The organism is Desulfovibrionales bacterium (genome assembly GCA_028715605.1).
Taxonomy (GTDB): domain Bacteria; phylum Desulfobacterota; class QYQD01; order QYQD01; family QYQD01; genus QYQD01.
Genome location: JAQURM010000001.1, coordinates 472,007 through 493,764 on the forward strand (window position 1 = coordinate 472,007; position 21,758 = coordinate 493,764).

At 49.5% G+C, this 21,758-nt stretch carries 18 protein-coding genes; 12 read left to right on the forward strand and 6 right to left on the reverse strand.

Going from position 1 to position 21,758, the window contains the following annotated elements; genetic code table 11:
- The first annotated feature begins 4 nt into the window (after positions 1–4).
- Positions 5–889 (forward strand): universal stress protein, encoded by an 885-nt coding sequence (locus PHT49_02190; protein MDD5450691.1) that lies wholly within the window; start codon positions 5–7, stop codon positions 887–889.
- 156 nt (positions 890–1,045) lie between these two features.
- Here PHT49_02190 and PHT49_02195 read toward each other — a convergent pair whose 3' ends face one another.
- Positions 1,046–2,098 carry an FAD:protein FMN transferase gene (locus PHT49_02195; GenBank protein ID MDD5450692.1) on the reverse strand — a complete coding sequence of 351 codons (1,053 nt, stop codon included), beginning with the start codon at positions 2,096–2,098 and terminating at the stop codon, positions 1,046–1,048.
- 323 nt (positions 2,099–2,421) lie between these two features.
- Between PHT49_02195 and PHT49_02200 the strand changes: the two genes are divergently transcribed.
- The 3 genes from PHT49_02200 to PHT49_02210 all read left to right on the forward strand — a co-directional run bounded on the left by PHT49_02200 (position 2,422) and on the right by PHT49_02210 (position 5,207).
- Complete coding sequence (locus PHT49_02200) at positions 2,422–2,865, forward strand: cytochrome c family protein (protein MDD5450693.1); 444 nt, start codon at positions 2,422–2,424, stop codon at positions 2,863–2,865.
- Positions 2,866–2,986: 121 nt separating this feature from the next.
- Positions 2,987–4,666: an ATP-binding protein gene (locus tag PHT49_02205; protein MDD5450694.1), complete on the forward strand. Its 1,680-nt coding sequence runs from the start codon at positions 2,987–2,989 to the stop codon at positions 4,664–4,666.
- A gap of 91 nt (positions 4,667–4,757) precedes the next feature.
- The gene (locus tag PHT49_02210) at positions 4,758–5,207 is read left to right on the forward strand and encodes a universal stress protein (protein MDD5450695.1); all 450 of its coding nucleotides are present in this window, start codon (positions 4,758–4,760) and stop codon (positions 5,205–5,207) included.
- A 138-nt stretch (positions 5,208–5,345) separates the two neighbouring features.
- On the opposite strand, the gene PHT49_02215 is transcribed toward PHT49_02210, so the two are convergent.
- On the reverse strand, positions 5,346–5,693 hold the full coding sequence (locus PHT49_02215) for a TIGR02266 family protein (protein MDD5450696.1): 348 nt from the start codon (positions 5,691–5,693) through the stop codon (positions 5,346–5,348).
- A 292-nt stretch (positions 5,694–5,985) separates the two neighbouring features.
- Between PHT49_02215 and recN the strand changes: the two genes are divergently transcribed.
- Both recN and PHT49_02225 read left to right on the forward strand, forming a co-directional pair.
- Complete coding sequence (gene recN, locus PHT49_02220; GenBank protein ID MDD5450697.1) at positions 5,986–7,701, forward strand: DNA repair protein RecN; 1,716 nt, start codon at positions 5,986–5,988, stop codon at positions 7,699–7,701.
- 5 nt (positions 7,702–7,706) lie between these two features.
- Positions 7,707–8,699 carry a 7-cyano-7-deazaguanine synthase gene (locus PHT49_02225; GenBank protein MDD5450698.1) on the forward strand — a complete coding sequence of 331 codons (993 nt, stop codon included), beginning with the start codon at positions 7,707–7,709 and terminating at the stop codon, positions 8,697–8,699.
- Here PHT49_02225 and PHT49_02230 read toward each other — a convergent pair.
- Entirely contained in the window at positions 8,694–10,469 is a 1,776-nt protein-coding gene (locus tag PHT49_02230) for a hypothetical protein (GenBank protein ID MDD5450699.1), read from the reverse strand. The two genes, PHT49_02225 and PHT49_02230, sit on opposite strands and share 6 nt — an antisense overlap.
- 314 nt (positions 10,470–10,783) lie before the next feature.
- Between PHT49_02230 and PHT49_02235 the strand changes: the two genes are divergently transcribed.
- Positions 10,784–13,714 carry a response regulator gene (locus PHT49_02235; protein ID MDD5450700.1) on the forward strand — a complete coding sequence of 977 codons (2,931 nt, stop codon included), beginning with the start codon at positions 10,784–10,786 and terminating at the stop codon, positions 13,712–13,714.
- A gap of 112 nt (positions 13,715–13,826) precedes the next feature.
- On the opposite strand, the gene PHT49_02240 is transcribed toward PHT49_02235, so the two are convergent.
- Positions 13,827–15,428: an MBL fold metallo-hydrolase gene (locus PHT49_02240; GenBank protein ID MDD5450701.1), complete on the reverse strand. Its 1,602-nt coding sequence runs from the start codon at positions 15,426–15,428 to the stop codon at positions 13,827–13,829.
- A gap of 74 nt (positions 15,429–15,502) precedes the next feature.
- Between PHT49_02240 and PHT49_02245 the strand changes: the two genes are divergently transcribed.
- Positions 15,503–16,729 carry a metallophosphoesterase gene (locus tag PHT49_02245; protein ID MDD5450702.1) on the forward strand — a complete coding sequence of 409 codons (1,227 nt, stop codon included), beginning with the start codon at positions 15,503–15,505 and terminating at the stop codon, positions 16,727–16,729.
- Here the strand turns inward: PHT49_02245 and amrA are convergent.
- Positions 16,695–17,345: an AmmeMemoRadiSam system protein A gene (gene amrA, locus PHT49_02250; protein MDD5450703.1), complete on the reverse strand. Its 651-nt coding sequence runs from the start codon at positions 17,343–17,345 to the stop codon at positions 16,695–16,697. The two genes, PHT49_02245 and amrA, sit on opposite strands and share 35 nt — an antisense overlap.
- Positions 17,346–17,520: 175 nt before the next feature.
- Here amrA and PHT49_02255 point away from each other — a divergent pair, with 175 nt between their 5' ends.
- The 4 genes from PHT49_02255 to PHT49_02270 all read left to right on the forward strand — a co-directional run bounded on the left by PHT49_02255 (position 17,521) and on the right by PHT49_02270 (position 20,777).
- Positions 17,521–18,036 (forward strand): BON domain-containing protein, encoded by a 516-nt coding sequence (locus PHT49_02255; GenBank protein ID MDD5450704.1) that lies wholly within the window; start codon positions 17,521–17,523, stop codon positions 18,034–18,036.
- 273 nt (positions 18,037–18,309) lie between these two features.
- Entirely contained in the window at positions 18,310–19,602 is a 1,293-nt protein-coding gene (purB, locus tag PHT49_02260) for an adenylosuccinate lyase (protein MDD5450705.1), read from the forward strand.
- A 280-nt stretch (positions 19,603–19,882) separates the two neighbouring features.
- On the forward strand, positions 19,883–20,437 hold the full coding sequence (pyrE, locus tag PHT49_02265) for an orotate phosphoribosyltransferase (protein MDD5450706.1): 555 nt from the start codon (positions 19,883–19,885) through the stop codon (positions 20,435–20,437).
- A gap of 88 nt (positions 20,438–20,525) precedes the next feature.
- On the forward strand, positions 20,526–20,777 hold the full coding sequence (locus PHT49_02270; GenBank protein ID MDD5450707.1) for a zinc ribbon domain-containing protein: 252 nt from the start codon (positions 20,526–20,528) through the stop codon (positions 20,775–20,777).
- 51 nt (positions 20,778–20,828) lie between these two features.
- On the opposite strand, the gene PHT49_02275 is transcribed toward PHT49_02270, so the two are convergent.
- On the reverse strand, positions 20,829–21,416 hold the full coding sequence (locus PHT49_02275) for a response regulator (GenBank protein MDD5450708.1): 588 nt from the start codon (positions 21,414–21,416) through the stop codon (positions 20,829–20,831).
- Between the last annotated feature and the right edge of the window lie 342 nt (positions 21,417–21,758).

The following is a 21,758-nucleotide window of genomic DNA, read 5'->3' on the forward strand; positions in this document are numbered from 1 at the left end:
GTGTATGAAAAAGGTTCTGTTTGCGACTAAATTCAGGGAATTGGCCTTTGACGCCCTGGAGTCTCTTCTGGATTTGAAGGCGGCCGGGCTTAAGGAGGTAATCCTTACCTACATAATCCCACGTGAGGAAGTGGCCTTTGTGCCTTACGGGGGCTACATGAAGGATGAGGAGGAGCGCCTCAGGGAGCAGGCCCGGATCCGGTTTGAAGACTGGCAGGAGGCCCTTTCCAAGGCGGATGTGGATAGTAAAATCCGCATCGAGGTCGGTGAGCCGGTTCCAAAGCTAGTCAGAATTGCTGAAAAAGAGAAGGTCAACCTGATTGTAGCCGGACGGAAAAAGCGGACGGCCCTGGAAAAAGTCTATGTGGGTTCACATACCCTGGATTTATTGCGCCGGAGTACGGCCATCCCGGTCCTTATAAGCAAGTATATGGTCTATTGTGATATGGAGGGGCAATGTGTAAGGCGTGTTAATGAACACCCCTTCCAGAGGCCCTTGTTTGCTACCGACTGGTCGAAGCCTTCACAGAATGCTCTTGAATTTATTACAACTCTGAAGGGCGCCATGGATAAGGTGGATGTGGCCCACATCATTGGGGTTAAGATATCCAAGAGCCTCGATAAAAGTGAGCTGAACCGTATAGAAAAGGAGAGTAAGGTAAGGCTGGACAAATACTGCGCGACACTGAAGAAGGCGGGTATCAAGGCCGAACCCCATCTGACCGCCGGGCGTACTGCCAGCGAGATTATACGACTTTCCCGGGGATTAAACTCCACCATGATTGTACTGGGGACGACAGGAAAAGATCGCGTTAAGGAGTTTTTTGTCGGTAGCGTCTCTCACCGCATAGCCGAGGCATCTGAGCTTCCGACGCTGTTGGTGCCGTAAAATCCCCCCTGGCCCCCCTTTTCCAAAGGGGGGATGAATATTACCCTTCTTTAACGGGAAGGCGAGGGGAGATTTTAGTGAGATTAGCAATAAAAAACGCCAGCTCATTCTACATGACCTGGCGTTTTTGTTTTTGATATATCGATAAGTTATTTTTTAGGCCGTCTTCCAACCCTTAGAAGCGAATTTCTTATTCCCGCTGGTTATTATTACCATAGCCTCCACATTCGGCAATGCCTCTACAAGTCGCATGCCTTTTTCTATGCCTTCAACAAAGACGGTGGTAGAAAGCGCATCGGCCTCCATGACCGTGGGAGCGGTGATGCTTACACTGGCCAGATCCCTGGGAGACCGGCCGGTATGCGTATCAATAATGTGGTGGTAGAGCTTTTCCCGGTCAAAGTAAACCTCATAGTTACCGGACGTGGCCACCGCGCCATTGTTTAATGCTATTGTTTGAAGATATGGTTTTTGCTTCCTGGGATCGGTAATGCCGATTTTCCAGGACTTATTCGGGCCGTTCCCGCCGATAGCCCGGATATCCCCACCGGCGTTGATCAGTGCATACTGTACGCCCATTTTTTTCAAGGCGTTGGCGGCTTCGTCAACGATGTAACCTTTAGCTATGCCATCAAGGGTGATGCCCATGCCGTCTTTCAGAAAGCGGATACCTTGTTTATTGAACTGTATCTTATCGGCATCAACCAGGGCCAATTTTTCTTGGACTTTTTCTGATGACGGCGCATGGCCGGTCCTGGCAAACGTTTCTTTATAGAGGTCAACAAGGGGTTGGACTGTTATGTCAAAAGAACCCTGACTCAGGAAATGAAAGTAGGAGGCCTTGCTCATAACCTGTGCTAATTCCGGGCAGATATCCCTAAGCTGCCCCTTATGGTTTAACCGGGATACCGGGGTGCTGTTAGAGTAGCGGTCAAATACCTTGACCAGTTTCTCCATCCGTGCAAAGCCCTTTTCCACGGCCTCAAGGGCCTTGTCCTGAGATGGATGCAGCACGGTTATATTGACAAAAGTGCCCATAAGGGGAATGGTCCTGCTGACTTGATTAAGACCGTTAGAAAGTTTGGCCTCGGATGATGTTGGGAAAACATTGGGAACGGCCATACCGAGACCGAGCATGCCTATAATCTTAAGACAGTCTCTCCGGCTGGTTAAAGCCTGTGATCCATTTTTAATGCCAGTCTTATCCATTCTAACCTCTCCTTTCCGAATCTCCGTTAAACATTCTCACCAATGAGGTCCTTACAAAAGTCATTAATTGCGTCTGTAGCTGCAAACTTTAGCTTGCGCAGTTTACCAGTCAATACTTGATTTTCATAGACCATAACCATTCATTAGTCAAGGGTTTTCTGTGGCGTAATGGATAATTATTAATAGAGCAAAATGCCCGGTATTACAGCCCCGATTTGTGGATGGTTCATTGTGGGCTTGACTGGGGAGGGAAATACATTTAATGTATAATTTATAAATATTGCAACCGGTTATAAAAACAAATAACGGGGGGTTAGGGGATAATGAAAATATTTATTATGATAATCGCCTCTTTCTTATTTTTTACTTACGGCATGGGCTTGTTGTTTACCTTACAAACAGCGCAGGCGGCAAAGGGCAAGGCTACCTATGTGGGGATGGCAAGGTGTAAAGAGTGTCATCCTAAAGAGGTAGAGACATACTTAACGTGGAAGTACTCCAAGAATTTTCGAATTATCCAGATGAGAAAGAAAGACCGTGATCCGAATTGCCTTCGCTGCCATACTACAGGTTTTGGACAGCCGGGTGGTTTTTGCAGTGTGGAAAAAACACCGGATATGGCAAACAAACAGTGTGAATCCTGCCATGGCCCGGCCAGCCTGCATCTTAAGGCCCCAACGAAAGAGGAACATCAGAGGACTTTGACCATTCCTAAAAATCTCTGCACTACCTGTCATAGCGGACATAGACATCCAGGGTGGTACTGATTTATAGGCAATGTCACCGGGCATCAGTCATTAGTCATTGGTCAACTGTAGAGGATTGGCCGCTTTTAACGGTGGGAGATGACCGTTGACAAATGACGTTCACTACAGAAAGAAGGTCTGAATGGTGCATCTCAAAGAAAAACTAAGGGCTTTCCTCCTCTTGAGCAGTCTTCGGCTCAAGGTTATGCTGGGTATAGGGCTGATCTTGCTTGTAGGCATGGGCACCTTTACATACATAGATGTCATATCGCACCGTAAGGATTTCCTGGACGAAGAGGAGAGGAAGGCCGCAGAAACAAGCGATACCGTCATGAAGAGTGTTGAATATCCGATGCTCGACGGCGAGATGGAGCAGGTTCAGAGCATATTAGAGCGTCTGCGCATATTACGGGATATTGACGTTGTGCATCTGTGTGATACCAAAGGTGTTATACGCTATAGTGGTGTGGCAAAAGGTAACATAGGGAGGGTGACGGAATCCCGTATTACTCTGGAGGCCTTACGCACCGGTAAGCTGACCAAGGGGCTGGAGGTGCGGCGGGTAGAACATCCGGCGGAGGCGGAGAAAATCCTCCGCTATGCCCTGCCCATACATAACGAAAGGGCATGCTTTAAATGCCATGGAGAAGAGCCAGGGATCTTGGGGGTTTTGACGGTTGGTTATAAATGGACTCGTATTGAAGAAATGGTCGCTGGCCATCTGCGTCGCGACCTCTTTTATTTTATTATCTCTATTACCCTCATAGGCTTTTTTTTAAATAAGTGGCTCACAAAATCCATTACCCGGCCGATATCCGTGCTCACGGCGTGGACCGACGAGGTCAGTCGCGGCAACCTGGACGTTAAGCTTGATTTAGGCAAGAAGGTAAGGTGCTGGGAAATGGAAAATTGTGATAAGAAAGAATGCCCTGCCTATGGGCGCACCGATGTGATGTGCTGGTTTATTGACGGCACCCTCTGTAAGGGCCAGCCTATGGGGAAGTTTCCGGACAAGCTTGATGAGTGCCGTGAATGTCAAGTCTATAAGGAGCACGTGGGGGATGAGATAGTTCAGTTGGGTGATTCTTTTTGCCACATGGTCTCGGAATTAAAGAGATCCAGGGAAGCATTAAGCCGCGCGTACGAAAGGAACCTGCAGGCGGAAAGGTTAGCCACTATCGGCAAGGGCGCGGCCCATATTGCGCATGAGATCAAGAATCCCCTTATGCTCATCGGCGGTTTTTCCAAACAGGTCTTTGAGTCCCTGGGGCACGAAGACCCGAACAGAAAAAAATTGCAGATCGTAACCGACGAGATAAGGCGGCTGGAGAGCTTGCTTGTCGATGTATCAGATTTTGCGAGAATGGCCCAGCCCCAGAAGAGCATACAGAATATTAATGACGTGGCGTTGGATGTCTATAACTTGATGTCCGGAGAACTTCAAAAACAGGGGATAGAATTCACCAAATCATTTCGGCCTGATATTCCGTCCAGTTCTTTTGATCCCCGGCAACTTAAGCAGATCCTTATCAATCTGGCCAAGAATGCGGTCGAGGCCATGCCCCATGGCGGCAGGCTGGACATTGCCACGGATTTGGAAGGTCAGATGATCAAGATCGCGGTTACAGATACCGGTAAGGGAATTCCCGGTGAAAATCTCCAGGATATATTTAACCCGTTTTTTACCACAAAACCCAAAGGGACAGGGCTGGGGCTGGCTATTTCGCGGAAGATAATCGAGGACCACGGTGGGTCTGTCGAAATAAAGAGTAAGGTAGGAGAAGGCACCACCTGCATCGTTAACTTGCCGATTACATCCTAAGAGCGGGGTTTTACCTTGACAGGGGAAATGGCAATTGATAGCATAAATTATAAGGTAGTTGTCTTAACATCCCAGTGTCATGGAGGCGGCTATGAAAGAAATTAAGAAGATTTTGTGTCCGGTTGATTTTTCAGAGAGTTCAAAAAAAATCATTCCTTATGCCGTTACCTTTGCTGCGAAGTTTAGCGCCAAACTATATCTTGTTTATGTGGTCAGGGAATTGCGGCATTTTTCCGGCTTCTACATCCCACATGCCTCTATAGCTAACTTTGAAGCAGAGGTGTCCAAGGGCGCCGAGAAGAACATGCAGAATTTTGTGGAAGAACACCTGGAAGGTTTAAAAAATTTTGAAGCCCGTGTCCTGATTGGGGACGTCGGTGAGGAGATAAATAAATTAGTCACGGCCGAAGGGATTGATCTAATAGTTATGGGCACCCACGGACGGAAGGGGCTGGACAAGGCCATCTTTGGAAGCGTGGCCGAACAGGTTGTAAAATCCGCTCCCTGTCCGGTTATGACCGTAAATCCATATAAAGTTTGACGGCTTCGTAAAAAAGCCTTTGCACCGCTGAGCACGTAGAGTCCGCAGAGAAAAGCTGTAAACTATTCGATATGTTATCTCAGCGTTCTCTGCGATCTCTGCGGTAAAATTTTACTTTTTCAGCTTCTGCTCTTTGCATCAGATCTTCATGTCTCTGATAAATTTATTTATTCGTTCCTTGTCGTGGTTATTTAAACTTTCAAATTCTATTCCCATCCCTGCCCGGGGATGCCCGGCGCCTTTTTCCGGGGGACTGGTTGTGGACCAGACGACCACTCCATGCGTCTCGATGGGCTTATGGTCACCGGGTAGATAAAATTTTATCTCAACCACTGTCCCTATAGGGGCCGGCCTGTCGGTTTCGATAAAGATGCCCCCTTCATTCAGGTTTTGGCTGAGGCTGGTAAAAATATCCATTGGGGTTGAGTAATAGATCTCAAGCCTGACCGCCTTCCTGGAGACTTGCCTTCTTTCTTTTTTGTTCATTTAACTTTATGCCCTCTTTCTGTAGCCAATGTCATTGGTCAATGGTCACTTGTCACTGGCAATAGCGATCAGCTATCGGCATGAAGCCGATCCACCGTTCACTGTTGACCGTTTACCGAAAGAAGATGTCGGACAACGGTTAACGGATAACAATCATGCTGACGGCTGAAAGCTGATTGCTGAAAGCGTGAATCTGGAAACGGTATTCCCGGATGCATATAACTATCTTATCGGGAATTAACCCCCTTTTCCAAAATTTAGTCAGAGAGAGGATTGCAATCTTGAATGAAATATGTATGATGGGGTAAAACTAAAGTGCCTTTCATCTATGTTGCTTGAACTTACCATCCAGGATTTTGCCCTGATCGCTAACCTTAAGATTTCGTTTGGCCCGGGCCTGAACATCCTCTCCGGCGAAACCGGCGCAGGCAAGTCTATTATCATCCAGGCCATCCAGCTTGTCCTGGGTGGACGGGGAGGCCCACACCTGGTGCGCACCGGTAAGGAGGAGGCCAGGATAGAGGCTTATTTTGAGTATCCGGAAGACAGCCGGGTGGCTCAGAAGCTAACAGACATGGGCATAGACAGAGATGATGCCCTGATTATCCGGCGGACTGTTTCCCGTACCGGCAAGGGCCGGGTTTTTATTAACGGAACGGCCGCTACCCTGCAGATGGCAACACAGCTTGCCACTGAACTGATTTCCATCGCCGGGCAGCATGAGTATCAAATCCTCTTGCGTCCCCAAAATCATCTGTTTCTTTTGGATGCCTTCGGGGGGCTGACATATCTTCGCCTGGGGGTACAGAAGGATTATCGAAAGTGGCAGGAACTTCATGAACAGCGCCGGCAACTGATTGAACAGCAAAACGCTGCGGCTGCGCGTAAAGACCTTTTAGCCTTTCAGCTGCAAGAGATAAGAAAGGCGAATTTAAGGATTGGCGAAGAGGAGGAACTTATTCAGGAGAAGTCTTTGTTGGCTTCGGCGGAAAAACTGCGCGAGTGGGCCCAGCGCGCCTATGATTTGCTGTATGCCTCATCCGGTGCGGTTACAGAAAAGCTCAGCGAGTCCAGGACACTGGGTCAGTCGCTGGCCGGGATCGATGGCTCCCTGGCTCCGCTTGTGGAGTCCCTGGACGCTGCCTTTTTTCAGGTAGAGGATATAGCCTTACGGTTGAGAGATTATCTGCAGAAGATTGACAGCGACCCGGGGAGACTGGAGACCCTTGAAGATAGATTACAGGAATTGTCCCGGCTTAAGAAGAAATACGACGGAGACATTCAGAAAATCCTGGCCCTGAGCGCTGAAATGGAACAGGAACTGGCCGGCTTAGAAGGAAGGCAAGAGGAACTCGCCGGTCTTGAGGCATCCGCAGCCAGGGCCGAAGAAGAGGTCATCCGGCGGGCGCTGGATTTGTCGGCCAAGCGTAAGGCCGCGGCTTCACAATTGGCAGAGGCGGTCTGCCGGGAGTTGGAATCGCTCCACATGCCCCGTACCAGGGTTATGGTTGATTTCAGTCCGCTTAAGAAAGAGGTAAGGGATATACTTTCAGAAAATGGTATCGATGAAGTTCAATTTCTCATTGCCCCGAATATCGGCGAAGATTTAAAACCACTGGCGCAGATTGCCTCCGGAGGAGAGCTTTCCCGTATCACGCTGGCCCTGAAGAGCGTCCTTACAGAAAGGGATGGGGTGGAAACTACCATTTTTGACGAGGTTGACGCCGGTATAGGCGGGGCCGTGGCCGAGGTCCTGGGGCGCAAGCTGGGGGATCTGGCCGGACGCCATCAGGTTATCTGTATTACTCATCTGCCACAGATTGCCTGTTTTGCAGACAGGCACTACCGGGTAGATAAGGTGCACAAGGGGAACCGCAGCGAGACCATAGTCAAAGAACTCTCAGGGGAGGAGCGCGTGGAAGAGGTTGCGCGGATGTTGGGGGGTGTAGAGATTTCCGAAAAGACCAGGGCGCATGCCCGGGAAATGATAGAGCGGCGAAGGAGATAGGGTTTTTGACCAAGGTAAAGGCCCTGGCCCTCTTTTCCGGTGGCCTGGATAGCATATTGGCCTGTAAGTTAATGGAACAGCAGGGGATAGAGGTCGAGGCCTTACATTTTGTCTCTCCTTTCTTTGGCCGCAGGAAGGATCGGGAGTCATATCCTGAAGAGGTCTGGAGACGGTATGGAGTAAGGCTTTCTGTAATAGATGTCGGAGGAAGTTTTATAGAGGTCTTAAGAAATCCACCTCACGGCTATGGACGCTGTTTTAACCCTTGTGTGGACTGTAAGATCCTGCTGCTGACAAGGGCCAGGAGGGAACTGGCTTCGCGAGGGGCCTCGTTTCTGGTGAGCGGTGAGGTCCTGGGGCAGCGGCCCATGTCCCAACGCCGGGATACACTCCGCATAGTAGAAAGGGATGCCTCGGTTACGGGCCTGCTCTTGCGTCCGCTTAGCGCATTAAAGCTTCTGCCTACCAGTGTGGAAGAAGAGGGATTGGTGGATCGCACCAGGCTTCTGGGCATAAGCGGCCGGGGGCGCAAAGAACAGATGGCCCTGGCCCGTGAGCTGGGCATCCATGACTACCCTGCACCGGCCGGCGGGTGTGTACTCACTGACCCGGCTTTATCCCGGCGGATTAAGAATCTTTTTGGGGCCATGCCGGTGATTACGGAAAACGCCTGCCTTCTCATGCAAGTCGGACGACATTTTCTTCTCCCCGGGAAGGGTTGGCTGGTTGTGGGTAGAAACGAGGCCGAGAATAAAGAAATTAAAGGCCTTTTTCAACCGGGTGATCTGTTAATGAATATAACCGGTGGAGCAGGGCCGACCGGTCTGGTACGCGGGGCCGCTCCCTGTTCCGACAGGTCTCTGGCCGCCGGTATTGTGGCTGGTTATAGCCGGTTAAGGGGAGAACCAGAGGTGCAGATTTCAATCTGCGGGGATGGGTGCGAAACGATAAAGGCCGTGCCTGCGCCATCTGATGCGCTACGTTTATACCGGCTATAGGGGCATGTCCTCCAAGAAAGAGAGGTTTTGCCTGATCTCCGCAGGGATGACGGCAATTTTGTAATAAGCGCCCTCTTTTTTAGTCCGGCCGACGAAGAGGAGGCCATGCGACCGCAGGAGACCCAGGGGGGAGGTTGGTTTTCTTTTATCCCAGAAGTATCCATCGGTTTCTTCACTACCAAAGAGGTCGGTCAGTTTGTCATAAGGGTAAATCCCGCCATGGGTGTAAATAACCTTTAAGGCCTTTACTGCGGGCATAGATAGTGCGGCCAACCTTTCCACAATTCTGTTTAAGATTTTGAGGCTGGAGAGATTCTCCGCAATAATCTTAATATTCTTTCTTTTTGTGGTTTCCTGCGGGAGATCAAGATGTTTCTGAATGGCGGTTACCCACAGGGCCGGTATATTATTCAGCGCGGTGGTAAGCGAGGTGTGCGGGCTAACGGGTTTTTGCTCAATATTTTCACACCAGACTTTCTCAATTTCCCAGGTGACGGTATCAACCACATCTGTGGTAATGACCTGGCGGTGATCCCAGTTAGGGTCACCGATTAGCCCTTCAACTGTTTTCCTGCGCAGGTTGCCGGATAAGGTCTCTGTCTGTAGAATTTGCGTCATTTCTTCTATCTGTTCCAGTGTCCTGGTTAAAGCGGTTAGCTCTGTTTTTGTCCTTTTACCCTGCTCCAGGAAGTAAACAAGCCCTTGCAGCATGACATTTACTTCAGCCAGCCTTTGAGCCAGGGTGGTTGAGGTATTCCCCCCCGCCTTCTTAATAGCCATGATAAAACGCAGGTTGTTGTCGATCACGGTCATTATTTTTTCTTTTAGCTTTTGCCTTGTAATATGATCTTCCTGGAGCAGAGGGTGCCCGTTGAATCCCAGGATATCTATAAGACGATTGAAATCATAGAGACCTATCGACGACTTTTTAAAGGTAGCCAGGAGAGCAGCCAATCTATCCCGTTCTTTTTTGCGTTTGCTGCGGGCGCACTGGAGGGGCGTCAGCCCGTCCAGTGCCGGGATTCTTTCATGAACCCAGTGCACCTCAAAGTAGCTTTTAAAGAATTCAGGCGGCAGATGGGGAGATAGGTGATCGGGGAAGAGGGTATCTTTGCCAGCGGCTTTGCCTTTGAGAACAGAGGCCGGACTTTCACCAGAAAATCCCCCTGTATCCCCCTTTTCCAAAGGGGGAATTGATGAGACCCCGTCTTTCCCCAAAAGGGGACTTAACGGATTCCCCCCTTTATTAAAGGGGGGTGAGGGGGGATTAGTTTCATTGTTCTTTGTCTGCCGCAGGCGGATGGGTGTTTCATAGGTGGTTATCCGGTAGCGTAGATTTGGCCCGGCAACTGTTGATAGAATTTTTTGTCCCATAACGACGTGTGTTTTGGTTACACATTCCAGAATAAGTCTTTTGCGGCCCAGGGTTATAATCCCTAATAAGGGTTGACCGTCATCGCTTATCAGATGTGTCCTGTCCGGCCCTGCCTGCCGGCGGGCTATGCCACAGGTCGTGGCATAGGTCATGCCACAGTCAGATTCGCCGAGGCGAACAGGTTCGAAATCCGCCGGAGGCGGACATCCTCGACCTGGGCGAACCGGGTTGTGTATCCAAAGGATATTGGTTGCCCCATCCTCTTTTTTTTCTAATACCTTGAAATCAGGCCGGGCCTTTAACGCCTCGAGGAAATTTTCCGAATCCAGGACGTCGAAGATAACCTTACAGATGAGAATTGGGTCCCGATCCCTGTCGGTAGCCGTAAGCGGCATTGTGTACTCTTGCCTTTCGCAGATTAATATTTTAAATTAGGTTAGTTTCCATCCGAACCCCCCGGTTTTCTGGATGGAGCGGTCAGCAGTCAGCTATCAGCGTTCAGCTTAAGATGTTGTTTGTCTTATTTTTTGCTGACGGCTGAAAGCTGATCGCTGAGAGCTTTCATTCGGAAACGGCAGTTTCCGGATGAGCACTATGTTAACTTATGCCAGATATGGGCACATGGCAAGCATATTTTGTAAGAGGTTTTTAATCTGCTTGTGGCCGGGGTAATCATCTGTCATAATAAGACAAAAGACGGGCTGGATTGATGGGCATCAAGACGTTACCGTATTCTCCCCTTCGCCGGAAACTACTTTTCTGGTTTCTTCTCCTCTCCGTTATTCCCCTTATTATTGTCGGGGCGATGGCCTATTTTAGCGCCCGGAGCGCCCTGCAAAAAGAGATCGGCGAACAGTTGCAGGCTACGGCGCGCAATACCATCCAGAGCATCGATCACATAATCTTTGAGCGCATGGTGGACGTCAGGACACTGGCGCCGTCGCCTACCATCACGTTTGCACTTGAGAATAATAAAAAAGAAGAATTAACCCGTTTTCTGAACCAGCAGACGCTGGATCACCGGCTTTATGATTTCTTTCTTGTTTTCGATAAACAAGGCCGCCTTCTGGCCACAAATACCATAGACAGGCTTGGCCGCCCTATCCCCTCCCGGACGCTTTCTACGATACAAGGGCATAATTTTAGAGAAGAAGCCTGGTTTAAAAGGGCGCCCGTGCAGGGCCTGGTGGTCGGAGATTGGGACATCTCGCCTATCGGGGATGCCATTTATGGCGATGGCGGATATGGTTTAAATATAGCTACCCCTGTTATTTCTACATCTCAGTCCTATAGCCTGGCCGGGCTAACCCGCAAGCTTCTTTCCAGACCCATACCAGGGGCCGGACAACCCAGGATCATCGGTTTCTTGCTGGCCCGCCTTTCGTGGCAGCCGTTTCAACGGGTGATGGAGAATGTGCATAGGAATTTTTTACAATCAGGAATGGGTTCCAATTGCGTTTTCCTGACAACGGCTGACGGCGACAGAGTAATTGGTGACGCCGAAATAAAACTGGTAGGCAAAAGCCTGAAACGCGATGGCATCAGCATTGATTCGGGCAAGAGTTTGACTGATACCTACGGGCTTTTACGCTATTCCAGGGGCGGCCTGGCTAAAACCGCAGCTTATGCCGGCTCGGCAGGGTTTGAGGATTTTAAGGGACTCGGGTGGAAATTATTCGTCGAAGCTAATGAAAAAGAGATATTTGGCCGGATCCGTACACTTAGATATTGGTTTGCGGGCATTATGCTTCTGGTTGGCGGGGTCATTGTGTTTACTACAATTAGGGTGGGCCGGAGCATTGCCAGGCCCATTCTGACTATAACTAAGGCCTCTAAAGCGATTGCAGAAGGGCAATTTGGAGAGCGGGTCAGCGTCCCGTCGCGAGACGAGATCGGGGAGTTGGCGGAAAATTTTAATCAGATGGCCCGCAGCCTCGGTGAGTTTAAAAGGCAGGCGGAGGAATATCATCAGAGCCTTGAAAACCGTGTAGAAGAGAGGACGCGCGAACTGGAAAAGTCAGAGGAGCGCTACCGAACCCTTTATGATTTTTCTCTTAACTTGGGATCCATACTTGATTTCCAGGATGTCCTGGGTGTTATCTTAGACCGCATTTGCCGTTTCATAAAGGCACAGGCCGGTTTCATTGTTTCAGTCGGCCCCGAAGGTCAGACAAATATCGTGGCCAGGACTTCAACGCTGGATGAAAAAGTCGAGGGATTAAAAGAGAGGGTTTTGTCTGCCCCTGCCTTGCAGGCAGCCTTTAAAGACGGGGGAACGGTTATTTATCCCAAGGGGCTGTCTGAGATGGACATGTATGTTACCGGCAAGAAGATTCATTCTCTTATCGCGGTGCCTCTTGTTTGTAAAAGTAAGGTTATGGGAATGCTCTGTATCTTCAATAAAGAAGGAGAAGAGGATTTTACAGCGGATGACAAGGCATTTTTAGATGGTCTGGCCTCGCCCCTGGCCATATCTCTTGAGAATACCAGGTTATACGAGGAGTTGCACCGGGCCTTTGAGGAGCTTAAGTCCACACAGGATCAGTTGGTGGTATCAGAGAAATTTAAGGCCCTGGGACAGATGGCTTCGGGCATAGCACATGATTTTAATAACGTTATCATGTCTATTTTAGGCAACGCCCAGATATTGTTATTACAAATCGACGAACCCGATCTACGGGAAAGGCTCAAGGCCATAGAAAAGGGGGCCAGGGCGGCCTCGGATACAATTAAACGATTGCAGGAATTTACACGTATTCGCAAGGACGAAGACTTTGTCCCTATCAATATTAATGAGCTTATCCAGGATGTGGTCCAGCTTACCCGTCCCAACTGGAAAGAAAAGCCGCTGATGGAAGGTATAAATATCGATCTGGAGACGGAATTGGGTAAGATAGGGCCTGTAATGGGCAATCCTTCGGCGCTTAAGGACGTCTTTACCAATCTCATTTTCAATGCGGTGGATGCTATGACCACCGGCGGGAAGATAACAATCAGAACCGGCATACATAATGATCAGGTAGAGATTCGCTTTGCAGATACCGGCTGCGGCCTGTCCGCGGAGGTTAAGGAGAAGATATTCGATCCCTTTTTTACCACCAAGGGGAAGAAAGGTATGGGCCTGGGTCTGAGCGTTTCTTACGGCACCATCACCAGGCATGGCGGAGAGATAGAAGTAGAAAGCGAAGAAGGCCGGGGGACAGAATTTGTTCTCCATTTCCCCATAGCCAAGTTAAAAGGACAAGCAACGGCCGATGTCTCCGCTGATTTTTCTATGAAACAGGCAGATATCCTGATTGTGGATGACGATGAGGAGATTTTGACAGTGTTGGATAAACTCCTGGGCCGCGTTGGCCACCGGGTAGTTACGGCCACAAATGGCGAATCAGGCATAGAGCTTTTTCAGAAAAGCCGGTTTGACCTGCTTATGACCGATCTGGGTATGCCCGGCATGTCCGGACGGGTTTTAACCAGAAAGATAAAGGACCTGCGGCCTGATATACCAACTATAATGATTACCGGCTGGGGAGCACAGTTTGATACCGAGACCCTAAAGGACGACGGGGTGGACTTTCTCGTAACCAAACCCTTTGATTATGAGAAGATAATGCGGGTAATACAGGACGCCCTGGCCGGTTAGTGCTCCTCCGAAAACTTTCAAATCCCCCCCACCCCCCTTTGCTAAAGGGGGGAAATATTGAAATCCCCCTTTGGGAAAGGGGGATGCAGGGGGATTTTTGGATGAGAATCAACTAATTCGAGGTCATCTTGATAAGTTCCTGGAGCTCTTCATTTAATCCCTTCAGTCTGGCGCTGATTGTCTCCTCTTCTTCCAACCGGCCTTCACCCTTACTGTAGAGTTTGTTTTTTAGTTTGCGTATCTCCATCTCGATACGATTCAGATCGGGCATTACCTGTAACGCCTCAGTCTTGACGGTTTCAGCCTGTGCGGCTACAGGTGAAAGCTCTACGGTTTCCAGCCATTTTGGAGCCCTGGCCTCCAGCCAGAAGGTGCGCTCGATAGCCTTCACAAATTCCAGGCTGACGTCCTCTTCGCCGTGGACGACAAAGACCTTCAGGCGGGGATTGCTGAAGTTCCCAAGCCATTCCAGGAGTTCCCTTTGATCCGCATGGGCTGAAAAACCGCCCAAAGTGTGGATGTTGGCCTTTATGGCGATCTCTTCTCCGAAAAGTTTGATCTTTTGTGCCCCGTCGATGATCTGCCGCCCTGGTGTCCCCTGGGCCTGATAGCCGACGAAAACGATGTGAGCGCCAGGATGCCACAGGTTGTTTCGCAAGTGGTGTTTGATTCGGCCGGCGTCACACATGCCGCTGGCGGCGATGATAATGGCCGGTCCCTCACTCTGATTTATGCCCCGGGACTCTTCGGTCGTGCGCGTAAAAGAGAGGGTGGGCAAGGCCAGCGGATGATCTCCTCTTCCCAGAAGGACATGGGTTTGGTCATTCAGGAACTCCGTATTATTGCGGAAGACCTCGGTAGCGGAGATGGCCAGTGGGCTGTCTATGTAAATGGGTATTTCGGGCAGCAGCCCTTCGTGGTAAAAGCGGCTCAGGATGTAAATCAGTTCCTGGGTGCGTTCCACGGCAAAGGCCGGAATAATGACCTTCTCATGATTCTTTACGGCTTCCTGGATGGCATGCAAAAGTTCACGATGTGTCTTTTCCTTGCTCTTGTGCAGACGGTCGCCGTAGGTGGATTCCATGAAAAGGAAATCTGCTTCCTGGATGGCGGTCGGGTCGGAGACAAGCATTTGCTCTTTCTGGCCTATGTCACCGGAGAAGACCACCTTCATGGCCGGCGACGCGCTGTGATCCCAGATTTCAATGAAGGCTGAGCCCAGAATATGTCCGGCGTCCAGAAATCGGGCGCTAAGTTGCGGGGTAAGCTGGATGAGTTCACCGTAATCTATCGGTTTAAACAGGCGCATACTGGCTTCGGCATCTCTCACAGTATAGAGTGGGGCAGGGGGCAGCCCTTTTTTCCCTCTTCTTTTGTTGCGCTTGTGTTCCCACTCTGCCTCTGTCTCCTGAATATGGGCGCTGTCCCGCAACATAATTTTGCAAAGTTCATTCGTGGCCCTGGTAGTGATAATCTGGCCTTTGAACCCTTCTCTCACCAGTTTTGGCACCAGACCGCTATGGTCGATGTGCGCATGGGTAAGGAGGAGGTGGTCGATATCTCCCGGCGGATAATGAAATGCGCGGTTCCTCTTCTGTATCTCCTGGCTGCCCTGGAACATGCCGCAATCTATGAGGATGTGGATACCATTACTCTCCAGGAGGAATGATGAACCGGTAACGGTGCGTGCCGCACCCAGGCAGGTTACTTTCATGGGGATGTCCTTTTCGCGTGAGCCGTTGCTCTTTATTACTATTTTTTATGGATGGTTTTCAAGAGAATAGTGAATTGGCATTAGATAAAGCTCTTGCCTTTTCAACCACCTTAAGGCAGGTTATTATTATGAACCGCTGGCTGTCTTTTTTGATCTTCTTCTCGGTATTCTCATTGATTTACGGCGGCGTTCATTTTTATCTCTACAGACGCATTCGGTCCCATACGAATTTTCCGCGTGCTTTTTATAAGGTATTAGCCGTATTTTTCGGTATCATGGTGATCTCTCCGGTAGTGTGCCGGATGTTTGTCTGGGAAAGGTTTTTTGTCTTCGGTTATGTGCTGACCCATATCTCTTCTCTTTGGATAGGCTTTATTTTTTATTTCTTCCTGGTAAGTCTAATCTTTGATTTTGGAGGGTTGGCTTATGGTCTTTTGAGGCGGGTATGGGCCGGGAGTGGGAGTGTTGGTTTGCCCGGGAATTATAAGGTTTTTATTATGACCGTGATTATTCCCCTGGTTATATGCGTCTATGCATATTACGAGGCCCTTAACGTCCGGGTGACGAATGTCCATATCCATACTGCGAAGCTGCCGGAAGGGATAAAAGATCTGGTCATTGCCCAGATTTCAGATGCCCATCTGGGAGTCATTATCGGTGAGGTTAGGCTTAAAAAGATAACCGGGTTGCTTCGCAAGATTAATCCGGACATGATTGTTTCAACCGGCGATCTGGTAGATCAGGGGGTAGATAATATAGACCATTTGGCGGGCGAGCTTAGGTCTTTGACCCCGCCCCTGGGTAAATATGCGGTAATGGGTAACCATGAGTTTTACGCCGGGGTGGGAAAGTCTTCTGAATTTATAAAAAAGTCCGGATTTAGGTTATTGAGAGGAGAGCGCATTAATGTAGAGGGAATAATTAACATAGTCGGTATCGACGACCCGGCCGGCAGGCCTTTTGGGGGCAAGGGAGAAACCGGGGCGGCGTCATTGGTGGCCCGGTGCGATCCGGGGTTATTCACACTTTTTCTCTTTCACCGTCCGCCTGATTCGGAAGATTACGTAACTAATTTGCCCATAGACCTCCAACTATCCGGCCACACGCATGGCGGGCAGCTTTATCCATTTGGCTTTGTCACAAGGATTTTCTTTCCGCTCAAGACCGGACTTTATGTGCTAAACGGCCGGAGGCTCTACGTTAGTCGTGGAGTCGGCACCTGGGGTCCGCCTCTTAGGTTCCTGACCCCACCGGAGATCGTGGTGGTTAGATTGATCCGGGATCCTTTTCACCAAAAATAAGGGCAGTGAATACGTATATCTCGGCCCCGCTGCGCCAGCAATCCCCATCCAGACCGGCCTTGTAACAGGTATGTTCGAGGAAGGTAATTTTATCCCACTTCTGTTCGGTAGCCACCTGGGGGAGTAAAACACCGCGATTAAACCCTCTGATAATATAGAGTCCATGCTTTCCTACTTCTATTTGGTCGATATTATCGATCTTTCTTAGAGGCGATAGCACCGATATCTCGATGTCGATACCAGGGAGTTCGTCGGCCGTAAGCGGCGCAAACCGCGGATCCTTAACGGCAGCAGAATAGGCCATTTCACGCACTGTTTGATGAAGTGGTTGAGCGGAAGAAAATATGCCGATACAACCCCGAAGGCGCCCCTGTTTATGGAGGGTGACAAATGCCCCGTGAGGGGCATGGAGCTCCCCGCCGGCGGGCGGGGCTGTCTTTTCTCCGGCGCCCATCAGGTTTTTTGTGATCTCTTCCCTCGCTACCTGGAGGAGAATCCTCTTTTCTTCCGGGGTCAGGCTGAACTCTTTCATTCCCAAAATACCTTCACCGCTCGTGCCAAAGGCAGATTCGCCGTGGCGAAAAAGGCGCAAAGCACGCAGAGAAAAAATTTTCAAAGTTTAGAGAGGCTCTTATTATACATCAATCAGGATAAAATTGGGCTCTTTTTTGTAGTTGCCACACCACGATAATTTTATTAAAGTCATTTTGGTTTCTGCGAGGCTGGATTTAGCCATGCGCCACTTTTTGCTGATTATTTTAACATGTATAATTTTTAGCACATCGGGCTGTATGACTACGGCCTATCGGTTGGCAACAGACGAACGAACGGTTTGTTGTTGTGTCGATGATACGGTCATTGCAACCAGGATACGCAAGAGCTTCATCAATGACCCTATACTAAGTGTCTTTGACATCAAGGTCATGGTTCACAAGGGGCATGTGGTCTTAGCCGGAATTATTAAACCCGGCCCCCAGGTTAAACGCGCTGTTTTTCTGGCGCGGAGAGCGCCTGGGGTGCGTGAGGTGAAAACTTATTTTTTGTCCGGACGTAAACCGGGGCATTCCCTTAATGGCTTTATTGACGATTGCCTGATTACGAGCCGGATCAATACGAAGCTTATCGGTGATCCTAATCTCCGGGTTTTTCAGATAGATGTGTATACGGTTTGCGGGCATGTGGTTATGGCGGGGATAGTAAACAGCAAAGAACGCGCCGGTCTGGCTATAAAATATGCTTATGGAGTCTCGGGGGTGCGCAAAGTCCAGTCTTTTATCATGGTCGGTAAAGGAGACAGCCTTTTTTAGATAGCCTTCAGCGCTCAGCTATCAGCATTCAGCTTTCCGTTATGAGTTATGAGCCATCAGCCGTGAACTATCCGCAAACGTCACACCGGTGAAAACCGGTGTCCAGAAGGGCTGTAACTGCTTGAAAGGACTGAATTCCGGCATTCGCCGGAATGACGGGAAACGATATTTTTCGACTTTTTACGAGACCATCTCTATTAATACGTTATTGTTTCTCTGTGTGCTCTGTGGTTAATCTTTTGACAAAATGGCTCTGGATGGAGGGAAGATGAGATGATCGAACGGTACACACGGCCGGAAATGGCCCGTATATGGTCGCTGGAAAATAAATACCGCACCTGGTTAAGGGTGGAGATATTGGCCTGCGAGGCCTGGTCCAAACTGGGGGTTATCCCTAAGGAGGCCTTGCAGGTAATAAAGAAGAAGGCATCTTTTTCTGTATCCCGCATAGACGAGATAGAAAAAGAAACGAGGCATGATGTCATAGCCTTTTTGACCAACGTGGCTGAGAACGTCGGGCCGGAGGCCCGGTTTATCCACTGGGGGCTGACCTCATCGGATATCCTGGATACGAGTATGGCCCTTCTTCTCAAAGAGGCGGCAGACCTTATTATCGAGGATGTGCATAAGCTGCTCTCGGTTATCAAGAGGCGGGCCCTGGAACACAAGGACACGGTTATGATCGGCCGGTCGCACGGCATCCATGCCGAGCCCATTACTTTCGGCCTGAAGCTGGCCATCTGGCATGATGAGATGCGGCGCAACCTGGCCCGCTTAAAGGAGGCCAGAGAGACCATTGCCTGCGGGAAGCTTTCCGGCGCAGTGGGCACTTTTGCCAATATTGACCCGGGGGTAGAGGCCTATGTCTGCAAGAAGTCCGGTCTCAAACCGGCCCCGGCTTCGTCACAGATTATCCAGCGTGATCGCTACGCCCACTTCTTTAACACCCTGGCCGTCCTGGCCGGTTCTTTAGAAAAGATCGCGGTTGAGATCAGGCATCTTCAGAGGACAGAGGTTCTGGAAGCCGAGGAATATTTTAGCGCCGGACAAAAAGGCTCTTCGGCTATGCCCCATAAACGCAACCCTATCAATTCTGAAAACATCTGCGGGTTGGCGCGATTGGTGCGTTCCTATGCCGTAGCCGCTATGGAGAATATCCCTCTCTGGCATGAGCGAGATATAAGCCATTCCTCAGTGGAGCGGGTTATTGCCCCGGATGCCACTATACTGGTTGATTTTATGCTGCATCGCGCTACAAATCTCCTCGATCGTTTGGTCGTTTATCCCGAACGGATGGCGGAGAACCTGCGGAAGACGGGCGGACTGATATTTTCGCAGCAGGTCCTTCTCCTTTTGACGCAAAAGGGGGTAAGCCGGGAAGAGGCATACCGTATAGTGCAAAGAAATGCCATGCAGGCCTGGGAAAGGGGAGGGGACTTCAAGAAACTCCTTCTGAAGGATAAAGATTTGGCGCGTTATATAAGCAGAGCAGAACTTGAGCAGACTTTTGATCTCAGGCATCATCTGAAACACGTGGATACTATATTCAAGCGGGTGTTTGGGTAGAGTATTTGGACGCAGATGAACGCAGATTGCCAAGATTTTAAATATAGAAAATAAGTATCAGTTTAGCTGTTTGAAAAAGTATTCTTAAATCCCTCCCAACCTCCCTTTTTCAAAGGAAGGAGAAAGACTTCCCCCTTTGGAAAAGGGGGATTGAGGGGGATTTTAGTTCTTATAACGCCTTGTTTAGGCATATTTTTCAAAAGCCTAAAGTGTTACGAGAATAATTTTCTGCGAATATCAGCGAAAATCTGCGTCCTATTTAACCTGTTAGGAGAAACACATGGATAGTGAAAAAGAGCGCCTTAAGGCCATCCTGGTTGAAAAATCTTACCAAAAACGGAAAGTTGTCCTTACTTCCGGCCGGGAGAGTGATTTTTATATAGACTGCAAGCAGACTACGCTTTCGGCGGAAGGGGCTTATTTAGTGGGAAAGATGATGTTTGAACGTATCCGTAAGGCCCCGGTGAAGGTCCAGGGCGTGGCGGGAATGACCTTGGGCGCTGATCCAATGGTTGCGGCCATAGCCGTGGCCAGTTATATGGCCGGGGATCCCATCCATGCCCTTATCATCCGCAAGGAACCCAAGAGGCATGGAACGGCTTCCTGGATTGAGGGTAAAAATAACTTACCAGTAGGGGCCGCAGTGACTATAGTGGAAGACGTGGTAACGACCGGCGGCACACTCCTTAAGGCCATAGAGAGGGCCGAGGCGGAGGGATTCAAGGTTGTCCAGGTATTGGCCCTGGTTGATCGTAACGAAGGTGGAAGGGAATTACTTAAAGAGAAAGGCTATGATCTTGAAGCTGTTTTTACGCGTGAGGATTTAACTAAATAGTACAAATCCCCCTGTATCCCCCTTTAGCAAAGGGGGGCAGGGGGGATTTTCAGATGAAAATGCAGGAAATAGCTGAGGAGGACGACGGATGCCAATTTATGAATTTCGCTGTCTGGATTGCCAGCATATCTTTGAGCTCCTGGCGTTAAATAAAGAGGACCGGATTGAAGCCAAGTGTCCCAAATGCGGATGTGATTCCTTCGAGCGAGTTATGAGCCGCTCTAATTATACTATGGGCGGCGGCCGGTCTGGAGCAGGTTCCAGTGGTACGAGCGTGAGTAACCGTTCTTGCGCGGGAGGCAGTTGCACGACTATCGACATTCCTGGACCATCCAAATAGCTTGCGGAGGTCAAATCTAGATAACAGATGGCGGGTGGGTCTAGGTGTTCTCTATTCCTTTCGATCCGGTTGCATACCCAAGGTATCTGCAAAATATTTATTCATATCATCTTCGATCGATTCGGAAAAATATTCCTCCGGCAATACAAAAACATCTTCTGCCGCGTCTTTGGTTATACCCGGATGGCGTCTTTCCAGGTCCTGGATCAGGCGGTCCTGCTCTTTCAACCGGCACATCATTTTGTGCGCCGCACGTAAGAAATCAAAATGTTTGAGGGTCTGACGGATGGAGACCTTTACCTCCTCATTATCCCAGGGTTTGGTAAAAAACCGGTAAACCTCGCCCTCGTTGATGGCCCTGAGGACCGTCGGGGTATCGCTCTGCCCGGTAAGAATAATACGGGCCACGGCCGGGTATTTTTCCTTGACTGTCTTCAACAGCTCAAACCCATTCATTCCAGGCATCCCGAGGTCGGAAATGATCAGATCGACCGGCGCGGTCTCCAAAATGTCTAGGGCCTCTACGGCGCTGCCTGCGGTGACTAGCGCATATTCCTCATTGCGCAAGGTCCTTTCCAGGCTCCTCAGTACGTTGGCCTCATCATCTACAAGCAAAACGGTATGCGCATAATTTCCCATCGGGCACTTCCGTATTGTCAAAAATTTCACCGCAGAGACGCAAAGAACGCAAAGAAAGCATACAGAAGTCAGGAGTCAGAATGCCTCGATTCTTTCATCTTTCTTCTGTTTTCCGACTTTGATCCCCTGTATTCTGACTCCCGTCTCCTGTCTTCCATTTTCGGAGTAAGGACATAAAAACTTTAATAAACTGGCTGGTCGCAATAAAAAATATAATGAACGAAATAGGATGCTTTGCTCGTTTATCTCTTTTAATGGATTATTTTTTTAGGCCGATATGAATTTAAGAAGCAGGTAAAGTTGTGACGTGACGACATAGCGCCGCTATAATCTTTCGGGGAA

Coding starts and splice junctions, on each gene's coding strand:
- PHT49_02190 (MDD5450691.1), top strand. CDS start 5: ATGAAAAAGGTTCTGTTTGCGACTAAATTCAGGGAATTGGCCTTTGAC.
- PHT49_02195 (MDD5450692.1), bottom strand. CDS start 2,098: ATGGATAAGACTGGCATTAAAAATGGATCACAGGCTTTAACCAGCCGG.
- PHT49_02200 (MDD5450693.1), top strand. CDS start 2,422: ATGAAAATATTTATTATGATAATCGCCTCTTTCTTATTTTTTACTTAC.
- PHT49_02205 (MDD5450694.1), top strand. CDS start 2,987: ATGGTGCATCTCAAAGAAAAACTAAGGGCTTTCCTCCTCTTGAGCAGT.
- PHT49_02210 (MDD5450695.1), top strand. CDS start 4,758: ATGAAAGAAATTAAGAAGATTTTGTGTCCGGTTGATTTTTCAGAGAGT.
- PHT49_02215 (MDD5450696.1), bottom strand. CDS start 5,693: ATGAACAAAAAAGAAAGAAGGCAAGTCTCCAGGAAGGCGGTCAGGCTT.
- recN (MDD5450697.1), top strand. CDS start 5,986: ATGTATGATGGGGTAAAACTAAAGTGCCTTTCATCTATGTTGCTTGAA.
- PHT49_02230 (MDD5450699.1), bottom strand. CDS start 10,469: ATGCCGCTTACGGCTACCGACAGGGATCGGGACCCAATTCTCATCTGT.
- PHT49_02235 (MDD5450700.1), top strand. CDS start 10,784: ATGGGCATCAAGACGTTACCGTATTCTCCCCTTCGCCGGAAACTACTT.
- PHT49_02240 (MDD5450701.1), bottom strand. CDS start 15,428: ATGAAAGTAACCTGCCTGGGTGCGGCACGCACCGTTACCGGTTCATCA.
- PHT49_02255 (MDD5450704.1), top strand. CDS start 17,521: ATGACTACGGCCTATCGGTTGGCAACAGACGAACGAACGGTTTGTTGT.
- purB (MDD5450705.1), top strand. CDS start 18,310: ATGATCGAACGGTACACACGGCCGGAAATGGCCCGTATATGGTCGCTG.
- pyrE (MDD5450706.1), top strand. CDS start 19,883: ATGGATAGTGAAAAAGAGCGCCTTAAGGCCATCCTGGTTGAAAAATCT.
- PHT49_02270 (MDD5450707.1), top strand. CDS start 20,526: ATGCCAATTTATGAATTTCGCTGTCTGGATTGCCAGCATATCTTTGAG.
- PHT49_02275 (MDD5450708.1), bottom strand. CDS start 21,416: ATGGGAAATTATGCGCATACCGTTTTGCTTGTAGATGATGAGGCCAAC.